Origin of the sequence: Ferruginibacter sp. HRS2-29 (assembly GCF_024343615.1) — a bacterium.
Lineage (GTDB): Bacteria > Bacteroidota > Bacteroidia > Chitinophagales > Chitinophagaceae > Ferruginibacter.
The window spans coordinates 125,438-142,250 of sequence record NZ_RJUB01000005.1 but is presented as its reverse complement, the minus strand read 5'-3'; the positions used below and the strand labels follow the sequence as shown (position 1 = coordinate 142,250).

The window sequence follows — 16,813 nt, the reverse complement described above, 5'->3', positions numbered from 1 at the left end:
CCAATACCGGCACCTCCCCAACTGTTTCCTTGTGGTAAGTTTTTAACTGTAATGCCTAAAGGTGAACCATCATATAAGGTTTGGTTATAAAATATTTGTTCATTACTAAAAATACCTTTGTAAAAGGTTGAATCTTGTTGAAAAGGATTGGTTTTAAAAACACCGTCATTGGATGTTGAAGCAAATGGAAGATACTCTATTGAGGTCTTACCGAACTCATCATAAAAAGTTGTGGTTACATTATCTTTTTTATTGGGAGATGTTTGCTTAGCAACAGTTTGAATATTTCTTCCGTAACTATCTGCAAAACTAATTGTTGTTAAAACGCTATCTACAGACGTAGTTATTTTAATTAGAGAAGAATCTTGTATAGGTACCTGTGGCACAAAAGTCCTTAGATAATTATCCGTAGGAGAACCGGCAAAAGCCGGTGGTAATTTTTTTGCAGTCGCGGAAGCTGGTGCCGTTACTCCAGATGGAAGGTTTTGTGCATATATGCTAAAGGAAGCTACTGATAGAATTCCACAAACAATTAATTTCTTAAGCATAGAATATATTTATTAATATTTGCTGTTAATTTTTTATTGCTGTTAGTAAAACCTCGTCTAATGGTTTTACCTGATTTGAAAATATTCCGATTATCTGCCCACTTCCATTTATCAGGTATTTAGAGAAATCACCCTGCACATTACTATCTGTCATTCCATTTTTATTCTTATGGGTTATCCATTGATATAACGGAGAACAACCTATTGTATCTCTTACAATTTGTTTTTTGGCGATTAGATAATGCACATCATATCGCTCTTCCAATAAGGATTTTATTTCGTTTTCCTCTAACGGCTCATTAGCAAAATCATTTGAAGGAACAGCGATAATAATCAGCTGATTTTTGTACAATTGATATAGCTCTTCTAATTGTCTAAACTGTGAGGAATCAGCGCTATTTGAAGCTGTATTTACTATCAAAATTTTTTTTCCTGCAAAGTCTTCAAAATTTACAGTTTCATTATCGATATTATTTATAGATAACTCATGAAAAGGAATGTATGTACCAAGTAATAACAAAAGAAAAATAATAGCTTTCATATTTTATATTTATTGTATTTCGCAAATTGTCGTCAACATACAAGAGTTAGTATTAATCTCAGTGTAGTCAGGAGAAACACTATTATCACTCCATTTGTAATGCCAGGTACAGATCCACCTATACACTTGTGATCCTGTGTACGTATCAGTAATTCTTTTATAAATGCTAGAAGTATATACTTTACATGCCAATTCACAAACGCCATTGATGAATTTGTATCTGTAGTCATTCCCATTACAGAAATAAACGGGTACGGGACAAGCTGTGTAATTAATTCCTGCCGGTACGTATCGGGTATATAAATACGTTTCGCTGTAAGGTGAGTTGTCGACTTCCGAAGAAGTGGCAACTCCAGTGTTATAAGAGGTCACATAATCATATTCACACTGGTACATTACCGGATTTGTAGCTACCCAATTTGGATTTAAATTGATATTAATGTCTGTTTTAGGGAATTCGTATTTTTTGATGATATTTTTGTCCTTGTCTCTAACCAAAATCAATCTATTAAGACTGTCGTAGTAATTATAAACAATTGTGTTATTCGCATCACAGGTAGAGGTAACAAGTGCAAGATCATTGTACGTTGTAGTGATCATGTTTGCATCTTTCGGATAAAGTCTTAGTTCATCTATAATACCTGTGCCTTGTACAGAAATTGAGGAAAGTCCGGTAAACGTTGCGACATAATAATTCCATCCATTTTGAGAATCGATTAAATTAGTGATAACGCTATACACATTTACCGAAGACCCGGCCTTTGCCCAAAAAGTGACGTTGTATGTTACCGAAGGATCTAGACTAGATTTTGTAATATTAACAGGCATGGGAAAACCATATTTCCCGGTTATTGAATTTGTATCTTGACTGAAAGTTGAAATTGTCCAGCCCCCGAAATAATTATTATCCTCGAAACTTGTATATGCTACATTAGTTGCCGTTGCGTTCGACACTTTGGCGATTGGATACTTTCTATTCCTCTGGCCATATATAATTGAATTTGATAAATTAGTCCGTTTATCTGTTGTTTGAATACAATTTAAAGTTCCGCGTTCCCAGATAATGGTGTCTTTCATTTTCCAATAATTGGTATTTCTCACCAGTGTTGTGGGATCAAAAACACCTAACACGCTCTGTAAAATAGGTTTGTTAGATTCAAACGAATAGTGTGCAGATGGTCTAATAGCATTTCCGCCAAAACGTCCCAAATTCGAGTAACTGGTTATTTCTCCGGCAATCATTCTTGGATTTACATCGCCGGTGATCCATGTCTCAGATGCAACTTGCGTGTAAATACTATCAGTTTTTAATTTAGCGATTCCCCCATCAGCAAGGTTGTAATTATAAGTATAATAAAAACGCTTTTCGAGATTTAGATTACGCATCTTATCATAATCCGTAGTAATTTTTTTCAAATTAAAGATTGAGTCAAATTCCATGGATTGTTTTGAAATTGTGATGCTATTATCTGGGTGATAAAAAGTATCTACGGTCGAAGTTAATTGCGCTATTCCCATTTGTGGTGAATAAAACATCCCCGTATAATGTTTAACTCGCTCCAAACCATTTTGCGAAACAGTACCACTCGATACTTGTGTAGCCTTTAAATTTCTAAAATTTGTATTCCCGCTAAGATCCACTGCTGATAATGTATAAGTATTTTGCGTAACCTTTATCAATCTCCCTAAACTATCATACACGCTAATTCGATTTGGCAATCCTGCAGCCCAATCTTTTGACAGGCGTGGTAGGTATGGAAATGAAACTGGATCTGTGTTGATGTAGCCTTCTGAGGCTCCTGAAAATTCGTATACTTCTTTTCCAAGATTGTGAGCCTGACTTCCTTTATAAACTTCTACTCTTTTATATCCTACAAAACTAGGCTCTGCAAAACTGAAAACATCAGCAGGGTTACTAATGATATTTTGGGTTATTGCACCTGCTGTTACTGTACCATTTGTGCCAGAAAGTTGAGTTGTGGTAAAATTATAAACAGGAGGCTGTCCGCCCATGCCTGAACTTTTTCCATCTGCTGTTACATAACGATATGTCACAATGGTATCTGTTTTTTTATACAATGGATCGAAATGTGTAATCTGTTTTATTCTTATCCCACCTGCAATTGTTGAATTAGAGCCCGTAGAAGCCTGATTAGTCCAAGAAACATAAATTGGCAAGCTTACCGAAGAGGTAGTCCCTGATTGCAAGCTTGTTTTAATAAGATATGTTCCGCTTGGGATTACTGCATTTATTGCAGCAGACCCATTGTAGTAAAGATGCTTTAAGTTAACCAATGTCGTGAAGTATGTAGTCAGGCCATCCGTGCTTGTAATAGAAAAGTTCAAATTTCCTGCGCCGGAAATCGGTATTGTAAGAGACCTTCCGAATGTATAGCTAAAAGAGACCAGGAAAGGACATGATTTACTTTGGTCTTTAGTAATAGTTACTGAAGTAGACGTACTTACTGCCGCATTGATAGAAATGTATTGTGCGCTATTTGTAACAGGAAGAACATCGTTATTTTCAAATTTATAATAAGTTGTCCCTCCGGAAGGATCTTTAATGGCAGATAAAGAACTGGCGAGGGCGTTGGAATTAGTACTACGATCAACCCCATTTGTGTAAAGCCCTGCAACACTTCCCACGGTATTATATCTTGTTAAGTTCAAACCATTGTAAAAGCCCCAATGGTCACGACTTTCGCCAACACGAATATCTCCAATGATTGGTAAATACGGAGTGTTATAACTAAAGGTGTAGCCAGGCATTAACTTTGTCGAAGTGTAATAATTAAGCCCCATCAGAAAGTCTCGTTTATTCGATCCGACATTCGTTGTATCCCAATTGAACATATAGCCATAACGAAACGTTGTATCGCTAAACTTTATGCGTTGGATGACCGGATAGGTCGCATAACGGAATTGCCCGGGTTTGCTATATACGAAATCTATATAACTGCTGTCTGGTAAGCTGATTCTAAGTGGTACACGATTAGAAATAGTCGTTACATATGTTGAAGGTTGTAGTATCGGATCATAGGTTGTGTCGCTGTGAGAATGGGTATTGCTTGAGCTTATACGATGAAATTGAGGATAAAAGCGTTCATTCTTTGAAGTGATAGTTGTATAGGAGAATGCGATAGTATCTGTTGTATAGGGCGCGATTATTTTACTTACATACCAGCTTGAGCCATATGTTAAATTGAAGCCATTTCCACACCCTGTTTTTGCTGTCTGGTATTCTATATTATCTAAAATATATTTTGTCCCATCATCTGTTACAGCAGTGAATGATCTGAGTCCGGCAACCTGATCTCCTAGGGGAATCAGTTCCGGATCTTCCATCGTATCCATGACAAAAGATATTCGAACTCTGGAACCCGGAGTTGTAATTATTTGCTTATTCTTTCCTATGTAGAAGCTTCCTGACAATCCATTAATATTGAAATGAAAAAGGTCTTGCTCTGCATCACTACATGAACGAGCATAATCATATACTTTGTTTCGTTCATCATCAGTTAAAACTGCTGAATATAAAAATCCTTGTCCCAGTTGATCATCAGCGATACCTTTTATCGTACGGGTTATCACTGCACCGACACTCACATTCCAACCTAGACCTGCTGATGATGGCAATTCTCCCGCGCGAATACCACCTGTAAAATAGTCAAGAGAAAGCCCTAGAGAAAGGCCAGTACTGCCCGAATATTTATACAGGGGTAAAGAAATTGAAGGAAGTCCTGTATAGAAATTTACCGGAACTGCGCCATCTCTTGCAGTAGCCATTGCATTTCCACTTATTGGTGCCGTTTCTATTTGAGAAAATGCCTGACTAAGATTTAAACAGAGTGCAAGAATTAAACAAGGAACAAATTTGTTTTTAAAGCCGTATTTCATAAATAAAATTATATGATTAGAATCCGTACCCTATCCTAAATATCACCGGCTGACTTACAGGTGTATTTGTATGATAAAGTATATCGTAAAGCAGTTGTATTTGTGTATTCTTTACCAACTTCGTTTTCAACGGCAGCTTTTTCTTTAATCCGATCAAACCACTTTGCGACCAGTTGGATTTATCTTTGAGCTGGCTAATTTTTTTAAACGCTGAATTATGATTTAGTTCATAGCCCCCACTAATAAAAATATTCTTCTTCATTTTCCAATCAAGGTAACTTCTGAAGCTTATTCCCTGATGACTAAACTGAAGATGCTGGATGGAACCCATGCCCAACTTGTAGCTCATCCCAATCCCTGCACTACTTTTATCGTTTATTTTATACCCGATTCCCAGCCCGATATCACTTGTAGTAGGTATCAGGTTAGACTTACTAAACTGAAGATTAATATTATATTCAAGGCGCTGAAAGAAGGTTTTGCTACGTTGATTATTTGGCTTAAAATCTGGCAGTTCTCCATCGCCGTTAGAAGGGATATCTTTTAGGAGTTTGTCTTTCAACTTATTCATTTCTGCTTGCGCTTGTTGCATCTGTTCTTTCATCATTTGCTGTGCATTTGGGCCTCCTGCAGCCAACCTATCCTGGATTAAATTATTTACGGTGGAACGCGTTTGCAGGCCAACAAGGCTTTGCGGCGTTCCATAGTTGGCAGGCGTACCAAATAAAGAAGCCAGCATGCTATTTTGTTGCATAAATTTTTGAAAAGATGGAATTTTCGAAAGCATTTCCTTCGCTGTTTCTTCCGCTTTTTTTGAATCAGAAAAGATTGCTTTATAATTTTTCATTGTTTCTACATAATAGAAACTCTCTTTATTAATCTTGGTCAAGTATCGGTTTTTCCCGATATATTTAAACGATTCACTTATGAGCTGATGTTTTCTTTCTTTGATAAACTTTTCTACTGCTTCTGTTAGTGCAATTTCAGCCTCCAAAGTGTCCATTTTCTGCCGAGCATTTTTGGCAATTTTAATTATGGAGGAATCGACCAATGTTTTTTGTTCTTGAATATATTTCAGGCTGGTTAATAGATTATCCCGATACCCATCGTATTGTCCGGTAGCATTAGCAACGATTAACTTGTTTTTTTGCATTTTTTCCAGTAGTCCTGAAAAGGTCATTTCTTTATTAGCAAACAAGCGCTGAGCTGTCTCAGGATTTGTCTTTTGTAGAAATGTTTGAATACGCGATTCCCAGCGGGCAAGTTTTGCTAACGTCTTTTCTGTTTTGGACGTAATCCGATGACTGTATTTATCAATCTTAGTATTGACCTGTTTGAAATATTTATCCGGAATATTAGGCGCAGAAGCAGGTGTAATAGTTGATTGAGCCATTAATAAATAGCTCTTTGTTATCAAAAGCAGGATTAAGGTAATGAGCTTAGGGCAACTCATAATAATTTCGTTAGGGTCTGTTTGCTAAATATAGAAATTATTTCCATGCAACTTAACCATGCTTATAAAATTGCGTAGTTTTAGCGTAGAATTTGGTGCTAAAACTCAATACAGGAAAGCAGATTGAATATTTAGGATAAAAAAAATAATTTTATTTAGTAAAATTACTGTCCAGTTTTATCAAGTGTTTCTGAATTCTGACCAGGCAAGAAATTCATTGGTAAAAAATGACAGGGCTTCGCAAGCTGCATATCTTATAAAAAATATAGTATAGTATTTAAGTTTCAATAAAAAATCAAGCTATTGTCTATTCTTTGTCCGGGATTACAAGAGCATATAATAAATTCGTGTACAATTCCATGAAAGAATGTACAACTATTACAAAAATTTCTATTCCTGTTATTTCTATAAGTTAAAAATTTTCTAACCGTATTAAGTTTTGCCTCGCACTTCAATTGGTCATCTTTGGAAAGCTGAAAGTAGTTTTCAGGAATTAGAATTTCACGCTCGCCGTCCAAAAAAACATCCACAAATTCGGGTTTTTCATAGATGTCAGAAATTTCTTTTGCAGCAGAAAGTTTTTTTACGATGGGATCGAGACCAAGCAATTTGGAGTAATAAATATGTCTTAGTTCCTTTTGGATCGGACATACTTTTATTAAATTCCCTTTCTTTCTCGCGTTGTCTAATTCTTTTTCTTTGGTGGCTTGCTGTAGTTTTATTAGTGCATTTCGTTTCTCTTCATTGATTTTTCCCATCTCTAACAACTTTGCCCGTTCCTGCTCCTCCTGCTCCTGATTTTTAGCATTTCTTTCATCGAACTCTTTTTTCAATCTTTCATAAACAATTGGAACTAATTGCTCCCCTTTCTTATTAATGATCCATATAGGCTTAAGCGCATTTGATAAGAGTTCGGTAGTGAATTTTTCTCGATCTTGTGTTCCTAACGAAATAGGTATTTCGATACACGCGATTCCCAAACGCCTCAATTTTTCCTTTTTTCTATCGTCAATGAAATGGCTTTTAGCAAATTCAACGATTATTTTTTTCTCTTTGATTTCACATACGGCATCAGCGATAATTATATCATCGTCAATCTTAATTCTTTCTTCTAAAGTAACCTTATCAAATGATAAGCACTTCGCATAAGGTACAATGATTGGCTCACGCTGAAATTCAGAAAAGAAGTGTTTATAATGAGGGATAAATATTTTTTTATTAGCCAACAAAATATCTTTTGCGAGAAGATGAAGAGCTGATTCGATAGCACCTTTACAATCCGAATCACTTTCATGTGCAAAATGATGTTGTTTAACTTTACCATTGTTTTTAGCGATTAATGCTGCTCCACATTGCGCACAAACACATCCGCACACTTTTCCGTTTTCTACCTCATCGATAGAAACAATACGTCCATTACGGATGGCTAATCTTAATAATGTTTCGTCTGAAAGCACCAATCGATAAATTGTAAGTTGGCAGATTGAAATGAACTTTGATCAGATATAAACAACAGATATTAATTTAGAACAATACTTTCTATTTGAAAATATCATACCCTAAACCTATTCCCCACCACCATTTATTTTGATACACCCAATCCTTCGATTTACCAAACATCTTATCAACACCGCCGAAAATGCCAATGTGTAGCTTATCTGTTTCATAAGTTATCCCACAGGAATAATAAGTTAATGCCACCTGATCTGTTTTAGCTGTGACAGAATCTTTGCCGGATACAAGTGACTTAGTCAAAGTAAAATATTTTTGAGAGCTTATTCCAATAGTATAGGGGACAACATTAAAGTAATTTCTTTTATAAGGATTATTGCAAACCTTCACTTTCCAACCAAATGCATATCCAATATTAAATGATCCTTCAATAGACCAATTTTGATCAACATCCCATTTCTCTTTTCGAAATCTGACTGGGATTGTCACTAATTTTCCAATTAATGCAGAACTTGCTAAATAGTGGTTATTGGGATTGAGAGAACTGGTTGTAACCTCATAAACATAATCCATCGGATTAGTTTCACCCGTAGACCTCGTGTAATTATGGTCTGCGTAAACTATTGTTTGTGAATTTTGGTCATACTTACATTTTGGTAAAATTTTAATGTAAGTTTTGGAGCCTTCTTCTGCAACTACAGTATAACGAATAAATGAATTAGGCGTAGGAATGATTGTTGCGTTTACGGAAATATCTGGGCTACTAGTACTGATTTTATAAGAACTTGTTACAGCTAGTGAAGATTTTATCTTATAACCATTTTTATTTGTGAACACTGATCTGGCAAACGCTTTCCAATTACTTTGAGACCTTGAAGTAAATGCTGCACACAACAGCAGAAAAAAGAACAAAGTTTTCATGCTAGTAGTTTTGATGGATTAAAAGGAATATATACAAGAAAAAGAATTCGGAGGAATTTCGCAAGAAAATCCGAGAGAACTTTATAAAATCTTGAGATAAACTGAAAGAATAATCAATGCCATTGTGAATCAGAAAATTTACTGGCAGAATTTATATGTTCCTACTTGCACGATCTATTAAAAATCCTCTAAACCAATTAACTTCAATCTCATGGAATTCAAAGTATTTAATAGCATCACGAATATTTGAATATCGATGCCAATAATTTGCTGATGCCTCTTTGATTATTTCTTGACATTTAGCTGCGAGTGGCTTTATTGCAGAATCCGATAGTGCAATTGCCGCATCAAGAATTTCGTTACAAAAGTTTTTTGATATTGGCGAAGAAAGAATTATTTTTTGTAGACTTCTTTCAAGGTCACTAAACCTTATTTTTTTCTTCAGATAGTAATAAGAGAGCGTTGTTGGAGTAATACAATCTTCTGTGACAGATAAAAATTCCTCGTCTGAAATTGTATTAAATTCTTCATTCTTAATAAAATCTTTTATCTCCGAAATCGGAGCAAATTCCGTCATTAACAAAAAATCCCAATCATCATACCAGACAGTTGTACCTAAGTACTTCGATAAACATACTCCGGCCAAAAATTTAACAGCATCAATTCTTTCATCAACGTCCTTAATCAGTGAGAAAAAGGGAATAAGCGGAAAAATCATTTTAGATTGATAGATATCTCTTTTTCCATGAGCTATGTCGTTTCTATGCTTAATAAACCTAACAACAATAGCTTTGGTTTTTTCATCCGATAAATCAAACTTGTCCAATAGATGAAATATCTTGTCTCTTAGAGTAACATACTCGACACTCAGCGCTGATAATATGTTGTCTACTGTGCCCAGCTCATTCTTTTGTACAGCCAAAATCAAGTCATTTTTAAGTTGTAAACGTTTATCACGTAAAGCTTTCACTAAATCAGCTTTATATTCATCAGAAAGAACTTCAAGGATATGTACATATGCAAGTATAGCCTCATCGTTGAATCGGCCGCTATCTTTACTTTTCTGTTCCAGGTAAAGAGCTTTTCTCCAACGTTCAAAGAGACTAAAAATTAAAACTTGTTTTTCTTTAGTAGAACCTGCAATGGTCAATAATAATATTTTTAGGTCATCACTAAATTTTTCTTCCCCTTTTTTCAGAATATTTTTTGATGGAAAGATTGGAAGGTCGGATAAAAGGCCAGATTGCTGACTAAAGCTCTGATATGAGTTAAAAACTACACCGGTTAGAAATGCGATTATACCATAGATTACCAACAGTGCTGGTTGTATCTTGGCTGAACCTTCGCCTAAGCTGTCATATTTTTCAAGTTCGAAAAAGGAATCTATAACGAGATAGCCAAATTCAGCTTCTTCTTCCTTCATTTTGGGCAAATCAACATCATATAGATTTTCGGGAAGATCAATCTCTGGAATTTTGATTTTATTATATTGTTTTTGCGAAACTGTATAGATACGCGAAGTCTCGTAAGAAAAATCCATTTTGAGATTACATTTTAGGTAATATAGTCTTCTTGAGTATCCTATTTTATTCATAACGGCACGATTAAGGGATTTAAATTTATGAAATTTAAATAAAGGAGCAGACCGTGTAAACAGTATCCTAGTAATCGTACCCTATGAAAACAAAATTGAAATTCTTTTATTAAAAAGAAATCAAAGCCTTTTTACAACTCTGAAAACAGTGCTTTTATGCCAACGAGCTCCTTCTCTAAAAGTCTTTATTTCTCTCCGATTTAATTCATCCGTTAGCGACTGAATCGTCAGATACCCCTCTTTAATTAACGATGCAATCAATGGTCTTATATTATCAACAAATAGACATGATGCTTTGCTATTGGCTACTGCCAGTTTTCTGCCATTTGCGCCTAATACCACACCACGTTTCTTCGCAGCCTGTAACGCTGCTTTAGTTCTAATGCTTATTTGCTCCCTCTCGTATTCGGCAAAGGCTGCTAGAATGTGAAGTATAAGCCGGTTTGCCTCGGGATTGTCGGCGGCAACAAACTCAACATTACTTTCCATTAATGCAGAAATAAATGCGACGTTTCTTGCGAGGCGATCAAGTTTTGCAATCACTAACAATGTTCCATTGGCTGCGCAATATTCAAGTGCTTCCTGTAACACCGGTCTTCGCTTGCGTTTGCTACTTTCTATTTCGATGAACTCTTTTACAAGTTTGATATGTCTTGATTTCTTAAAGAAATGGACTGCTTCTTCCTGCGCTTCCAAACCGAGGCCGCTTTGTCCCTGCCTGGCTGTTGAAACCCGATAATACGCAACCGCTTTTTTCATACAAATTTGCATTTTTCCGTTCCATATAAACGAAGGATTATTTTTGAACAGGTGGATAAGTATTTCCATTTTTGAAAAAATCAAGACCCGCGAAACACGCCGCTTTCCCGTCATTGGAAGGTAGATAACGTACTCATTTTCATTCACATACAGACGTTCTTTTATATACGAACAAATAAAATTCTCTCTACATTTGACTCCGCTTTCGCACTCGTGACGAATGCTAACAGATAAATTTTACTGCTATGAAAGTGCTTTACCTCATATCCTCCCGATGGCGTGAGTAGCATCCAATCCGCACAAACTAATCAGTAAGTAATCTGCGTCCAACATCCTTTTTAGAATTCCTCCAAATTGTATTTCAGAACTCCAAAGCTTTAAAATGCTTTTCGGTATTTACCGATCAGGATAGAAATGCCCTCTATCATCTTTTAAAACGTAACAACATGAGCATTGCAACACCCTCCTACGCTTTCGAGGTAACCAACGATGGCGAAAACAAAATCTTCAAATACAAAAAAGCAAAACTTGGGTTACGCGCATATTTCGCGATGCTATGGCCGGGCTTTATCGCAAGCGGATTTCTTGCGTATCAAAAGGTGGTTAATTACCCCTCTACACCTATGACGCAAAGCGAACGATTCTTTACAGGCATCTTTTACATGTTTGTCTTTACACCCTTTGTCCCCATAGTAGCTTTAATCATTGTAAACCTGCTTAGACGGCCAGGGGAGTTTGCCCTGACAAAACAAGGAATCCAAATGGATGGCACCACCTATCCCTACTCAGATATTCGGAACCTGTACATCAAATCGCCGTATGGCGGTGTCTCTCATTCCATATCATCCACACAGAGAGGCTTTGTTTTCCTGGGCGGTGACAAGGTGCAAAATATCGGAATGGGAACGGCTGCAGTTATAGGCGGCGCGGCATCGACCGTCGCCGGTGCAGCCACAGGTTTGAGCAGTTGGTCGGGTAGAGCTGTGGTTGAGAGCTTCAAACGTAAAGGATACAAAATCTGTTTTCTCTTTGGTAACTCTGAAAAAGTACTTGCACGCCAACTTGATGAAAAGATGGCTGTACAACTCCTAAACAAAATAGATGAGATGATTTAATTATTAATCTTTAAAAACAAATAATATGAAAAAAATAATTGTAATTATATCCCTAGTTCTCGGAATAATTTCTTGCAAAAAAAATGATGATACATCACCTGATTCCACACCAACCACATCTGTCAGTGTAAGTACGCTTATGGGGTCAACCGGCAAACGCTGGCCTTTTGTCGATATCACCCTCACCTACTATAGTGCTAGTGGAAGTGTTGACTCAACTGTTATTATTGACAGGCCTACCAGCGGTTCGCTTTTTTTCGGCGATAACAATGGTGTTAATGGAATCAACTTAAACTTTGATGCACAAGATCCACTGACCAGAGTTTTACCCGGCTTCGGGGCGTTTTCATTGAATCAAGCAACTCAAAAAATATCATTTACCTGTCTTCCTCCTCATTGCAATGGCACTGATGGAGAATGGGCAATTTCAAGTTATAATTTGAATACAGGTTTGAGATTAGAGTCGCTGCAACTGCAACGATCCGTTTCGCTGGCCGGAAATCGGAAGGTGACACAGCTAATCAAGCTGCTTATTTACTAAACATTGCTTTATTATACCTCGAAGATTTATTAAAAACCGCTCAACTGAGCGGTTTTTTTATACAAAAATTATACATTTGATAAGTGTTGAGTTTATAGCTCGCATATAATTCTTTACCCTAATTTCCATTCGATGACCGATTTTCTTCATCAACGTAGAAATTTATCGCAAGGAGACACCGTAATCCTTGATTGCGATACGCAGTGTAACTTCATGCTGCTGGATGATAACAACTTTTACCATTATAGAAATGGACGAGGCTTTGAATACTTTGGCGGATCATTTGAATATTTTCCCGCGAGCATTACGGTACCAAGAACAACCTATTGGAATGTTGTCGTTGATTTGGGAGGATACTCGGGAACAATTCGCCATAGCATTAGGCACATTAGTAATTAACAGCAATCCATTTGAAAAACATGGAAGTAATTTGTCTAGAAGAGCCTGCTTTTTATGCATTGATAGAACAAGTTGTGGCCAGGATAAATGAAAAGAATAATACGCAATTTGATAAATGGATATCAGATGATACCGCCATGCAGCTATTGAATGTCAAATCTAAAACAACCATGCAAAAATTGCGTGATGAAGGAAAGATCAGGTTTTCACAACCGCAAAAGAAAATCATTCTTTACGACCGCGATTCAATCAACGATTACCTGGAAGCGAATGTAAAAAATACTTTTTGACTATGGAAGAAAATGAAAAAATCAATCCCGAATATTTGAAAGGATTTAATGAAGGTTATTCTATCAGTAAAAATCTTCCTGAGTTAGCTGAGCAATTTAAATCTATTGAAGGGAACTCACATCGTCTGCAAGGATATAAGGATGGGCAGACGCAATATCAATTGGAACGACGGAAAGAACTATTTCCCTCATGGCTCAAAAGCGATCAGCAAATTTTAAAAGAAAAAACGAAGAAAGAGAAATCTAAGGAGATTGATAAAGATTTGGGAGAGTAGCAGAAAAAACATCTATTTGGAACAGTACAGGAATAAATTATCGGTTACTTAGAGTTTTCGGAATTTAATTTTTATACTTCAAACAAAACCCTTCCCCATGAACTTAATTCTTACTTATTATCCGTGGATCACCCAGCACAAAACTCCTCAAGAGATTAGGTCTAACATAGAAATTTTCGCTGTAGCATTACAGACAGAACTACAACGACCTGGAACAAACCCCATTACCATTGAAGTTGCACCAGCAATGGAAGTTCCAGATCAAATCAGGTCTATTTCATCAGGGGAAAGCCACATTGCCTTAATGAACCCCTTGGGTTTTGTGTTTGCGAGAAAGGACAATCCTGCTGTTGAAGCGAGTGCAGTCGCATTAAGAATTATCGACGGCCAGGTCGGTAATCAATATTTTGCTCAAATTTATACTCACATTGACAACCAAATTGAGAATGTAGAATCTCTCAAAGGTAGATCAATTAGTTACGGCTCATCTCAATCAACATCCAATTTCATTATTCCTGCTTTTGATTTAAAAGACTTAAAAGTTCATCCTTTTGCAGCTTTTAAAAGAATTGAATTTATGGGTGGCCATGACATTGTGGCTAAGGCTGTGTACGAAAAGCGAATAGAAAGCGGCGCAGGGCATGATGGGGTTATTATTGACCTGGCTAATCAATCCGGATATGAAGATGCAAAAAGCAAACTGGTTAGGATTCATAGGTCAGATCCAATTCCGAGTGATCCAATAGCAGTTAATATCCCCGATACAGACGCAAGGAAATTCATCCAGGAAGCATTGGTCAGGATTTCAACAATTGAGCCAGCAAGGCCTGCGATTGCATCGTTTTGGGGTAATGCACAAGGCTTACAGGAAACAAACCATGAACCTTATGAGTATTTATTAAACGCCGTGAGCGATTTAGGATTGAATCAAGAGGATATTTTTGGTTAATAAAAATCTTTTTTCTCTTGATTTAAAATTAATTGTGTGTTATGTAATTTCCGACAGGAGATGAAAATGACAATTTTTAAATATTTCTTTGAGAAGAGTAAAATAGCAGATAAACAGAAAGAGCCTATAAGTTTAGGAAACCTAGAACTTTACATTAAACAAAATGGTCTACAAAAGTCAAAAGGTTATTTAGAAGCCTTACAGGATTTTAATAGACAACTAATTGACATTTTCTATGTGACTGTAGGGAACTCTTTTATCCCCAAATCCACAAAAAATATATTTGACACTCAACAACAAATTTTTAATCAAAATGTCCAATTGATAACGTTAGGTGAAGAACTTATTGAAAAATTGGAATCTCAAAATGAGAAATTGTCACCTGAATAAATTTTACTGATGAAACTAAGCCCGCAAGAAACTGTTGATTTGTATCAAGCATTATTAACTGCGTTTCAAAATAGAGAGTTTGATCTACGTGGGAAGCAAAAAATCGACTTGCCCAAAAGATAACTGCGATTTGGAAAAGTGAAAGGCTAAACATTGAAGGCCAAAAAGTTTTCAATACTATTTTCTATTTCGGAGCTGAGCCGCTATACTTTTATAAAGAATTTAAAAAAGCAGAAAAATATTTAACCGAAGGTATTTTATTAAATAATTCATTAAACGATGAGTTTCTTGCAAGGGCATTAAATTATCTTGGAATACATGACCATGAAATAAATTTAAATCTTATTAGATCAACAGATGACTGGGGTCGAGCTGCCGAAATTCTCCATAAAAAATTCAAAAGACAAAGCAAAAAGAATCGTCGAAAATCAGAAATTTCAGAGATTTTTCAAGGTGAAATTAAAGAAATAACTCCGCTTGGTTTTGATGAGATTTATAAATCAGTTAATAGTTTTTTTGATTTTATCTCGACATCACGATACGCCGAAGCCTGGGGGTTATTAAATCCATTTTCACAAAAATCCGAATTTGATGACTATCATCAATTTGCAAGTCTGTTCAAAAGCTTTTCTCCAATGAAGAATGGTATAATCGGTAATGGTAATTGGAATTATTTTTCAAGCGGTGACAAAGTGGAGGTCTCTATAAGTTTTTATGCATTAATAAAAACTTATGATCTTAAAGCGCTACATAATAAATTCAATGCTATAAGATATCTTGAGGGCGTTCCTATATCAATTTTGAACGATATTCGTTCATGGCATACTTTAAAACTTGATTTCTATAAAATGTTTTCAATAAAGTCTCATTTTGAAAATTCAATGATCATTGATGGTGTTTTAAAAGATAATAATATAGAGCCGCTGTCTAAACTTGTTCAAAGAAAATCTGAAATACTAGAGGATTTTGATTTTCAACGATTTATTATTGCTGTCATTTTCGGCCAAAGCGGCATGAATGCGAGAATTCTCAAACTTAAAAAGACTAGCCAACAAGTTTTGAAATTTACATTTGTATTTCAAAAGTTTGAAAACAGAATTTGGCTGATAAATAAAATAAAGGGCTTGCAGTTGGAACGCAAAGATTTTTTTCACCAATTCATTGATAAATAATCATCAATTGGTCGCCTTATACATTCAAAAAATTCTCAGAATAAATTTCGAGTTTCTCAGATATTATACTTTCTTAAAAAATCTGGTATTATAATTTCCCTCTCTAATTTTACCCTTGATAGCAAATGATTCAATCTGATGATCTAGTAGCTACGATCTGATTCAATCCGCTTTGAATTGTTCACATAAAAAAAATAAAGCCATGCAAAATGCTCAGAAGGCCGCTGAAGAAGCAGCACGAAAAGCACGTCAGGCAGCCGAGGAAGCTCGGCGCCGTGCTCGAGAAGCTGAAGATGCTCGCAGGAGGCTAGTGAATACTGCCAAGAAATAGGTTGCAATATACGCAGCGCAATCTCCAGGCCGACGAACATCGGTCGGCCTTTAATTTTCCATTAAAAATTAATATCATGAAAATTTCGATCAAAATCGATACAGGGGATTTTTTGCTCCAAACTGAAGTGAATGTTGGTGAGAATACGCAAAAGGATTCAGCCTAAATGCAGATCTGCAAAACCGT

The 16,813-nt window shown here is 36.0% G+C and carries 16 protein-coding genes; 8 read left to right on the top strand and 8 right to left on the bottom strand.

Features of this window, described 5'->3' with window-relative positions:
* From EGI32_RS03350 to EGI32_RS03315, 8 genes are all read right to left on the bottom strand, one after another.
* On the bottom strand, window positions 1-548 hold a 548-nt coding region (locus EGI32_RS03350; protein ID WP_255153952.1), incomplete at its 3' end, for a DUF6443 domain-containing protein.
* 25 nt (window positions 549-573) lie between these two features.
* Window positions 574-1,089: a hypothetical protein gene (locus EGI32_RS03345; RefSeq protein ID WP_255153951.1), complete on the bottom strand. Its 516-nt coding sequence runs from the start codon at window positions 1,087-1,089 to the stop codon at window positions 574-576.
* A gap of 9 nt (window positions 1,090-1,098) precedes the next feature.
* Window positions 1,099-4,986 carry a hypothetical protein gene (locus EGI32_RS03340; RefSeq protein ID WP_255153950.1) on the bottom strand — a complete coding sequence of 1,296 codons (3,888 nt, stop codon included), beginning with the start codon at window positions 4,984-4,986 and terminating at the stop codon, window positions 1,099-1,101.
* A gap of 16 nt (window positions 4,987-5,002) precedes the next feature.
* Complete coding sequence (locus EGI32_RS03335) at window positions 5,003-6,439, bottom strand: hypothetical protein (protein WP_255153949.1); 1,437 nt, start codon at window positions 6,437-6,439, stop codon at window positions 5,003-5,005.
* Window positions 6,440-6,723: 284 nt separating this feature from the next.
* A complete protein-coding gene (locus EGI32_RS03330) occupies window positions 6,724-7,899 on the bottom strand; it encodes a competence protein CoiA family protein (protein WP_255153948.1) in 1,176 nt (391 codons plus the stop codon).
* Window positions 7,900-7,978: 79 nt separating this feature from the next.
* Window positions 7,979-8,812, bottom strand: a complete 834-nt coding sequence (locus tag EGI32_RS03325; protein ID WP_255153947.1) for a hypothetical protein — start codon at window positions 8,810-8,812, stop codon at window positions 7,979-7,981.
* A 151-nt stretch (window positions 8,813-8,963) separates the two neighbouring features.
* Window positions 8,964-10,352 (bottom strand): hypothetical protein, encoded by a 1,389-nt coding sequence (locus tag EGI32_RS03320; protein WP_255153946.1) that lies wholly within the window; start codon window positions 10,350-10,352, stop codon window positions 8,964-8,966.
* A gap of 174 nt (window positions 10,353-10,526) precedes the next feature.
* Window positions 10,527-11,165, bottom strand: a complete 639-nt coding sequence (locus EGI32_RS03315; RefSeq protein ID WP_255153945.1) for a recombinase family protein — start codon at window positions 11,163-11,165, stop codon at window positions 10,527-10,529.
* Window positions 11,166-11,611: 446 nt separating this feature from the next.
* On the opposite strand from EGI32_RS03315, the gene EGI32_RS03310 reads away from it, so the two are divergent.
* From EGI32_RS03310 to EGI32_RS03280, 8 genes are all read left to right on the top strand, one after another.
* Window positions 11,612-12,280 (top strand): hypothetical protein, encoded by a 669-nt coding sequence (locus EGI32_RS03310; RefSeq protein WP_255153944.1) that lies wholly within the window; start codon window positions 11,612-11,614, stop codon window positions 12,278-12,280.
* A 25-nt stretch (window positions 12,281-12,305) separates the two neighbouring features.
* Window positions 12,306-12,821 (top strand): hypothetical protein, encoded by a 516-nt coding sequence (locus EGI32_RS03305; RefSeq protein ID WP_255153943.1) that lies wholly within the window; start codon window positions 12,306-12,308, stop codon window positions 12,819-12,821.
* A gap of 132 nt (window positions 12,822-12,953) precedes the next feature.
* Window positions 12,954-13,220 carry a DUF1883 domain-containing protein gene (locus EGI32_RS21255; protein WP_369681617.1) on the top strand — a complete coding sequence of 89 codons (267 nt, stop codon included), beginning with the start codon at window positions 12,954-12,956 and terminating at the stop codon, window positions 13,218-13,220.
* Between the two features lie 20 nt (window positions 13,221-13,240).
* Complete coding sequence (locus EGI32_RS03300) at window positions 13,241-13,510, top strand: helix-turn-helix domain-containing protein (RefSeq protein ID WP_255153942.1); 270 nt, start codon at window positions 13,241-13,243, stop codon at window positions 13,508-13,510.
* Between the two features lie 2 nt (window positions 13,511-13,512).
* Window positions 13,513-13,785, top strand: coding sequence for a hypothetical protein (locus tag EGI32_RS03295; protein WP_255153941.1), 273 nt, complete (start codon window positions 13,513-13,515; stop codon window positions 13,783-13,785).
* 97 nt (window positions 13,786-13,882) lie between these two features.
* Entirely contained in the window at window positions 13,883-14,734 is an 852-nt protein-coding gene (locus EGI32_RS03290; RefSeq protein WP_255153940.1) for a phosphate/phosphite/phosphonate ABC transporter substrate-binding protein, read from the top strand.
* Between the two features lie 60 nt (window positions 14,735-14,794).
* On the top strand, window positions 14,795-15,124 hold the full coding sequence (locus tag EGI32_RS03285) for a hypothetical protein (RefSeq protein ID WP_255153939.1): 330 nt from the start codon (window positions 14,795-14,797) through the stop codon (window positions 15,122-15,124).
* 635 nt (window positions 15,125-15,759) lie between these two features.
* Window positions 15,760-16,296: a hypothetical protein gene (locus tag EGI32_RS03280; RefSeq protein WP_255153938.1), complete on the top strand. Its 537-nt coding sequence runs from the start codon at window positions 15,760-15,762 to the stop codon at window positions 16,294-16,296.
* Window positions 16,297-16,813: the final 517 nt, after the last annotated feature.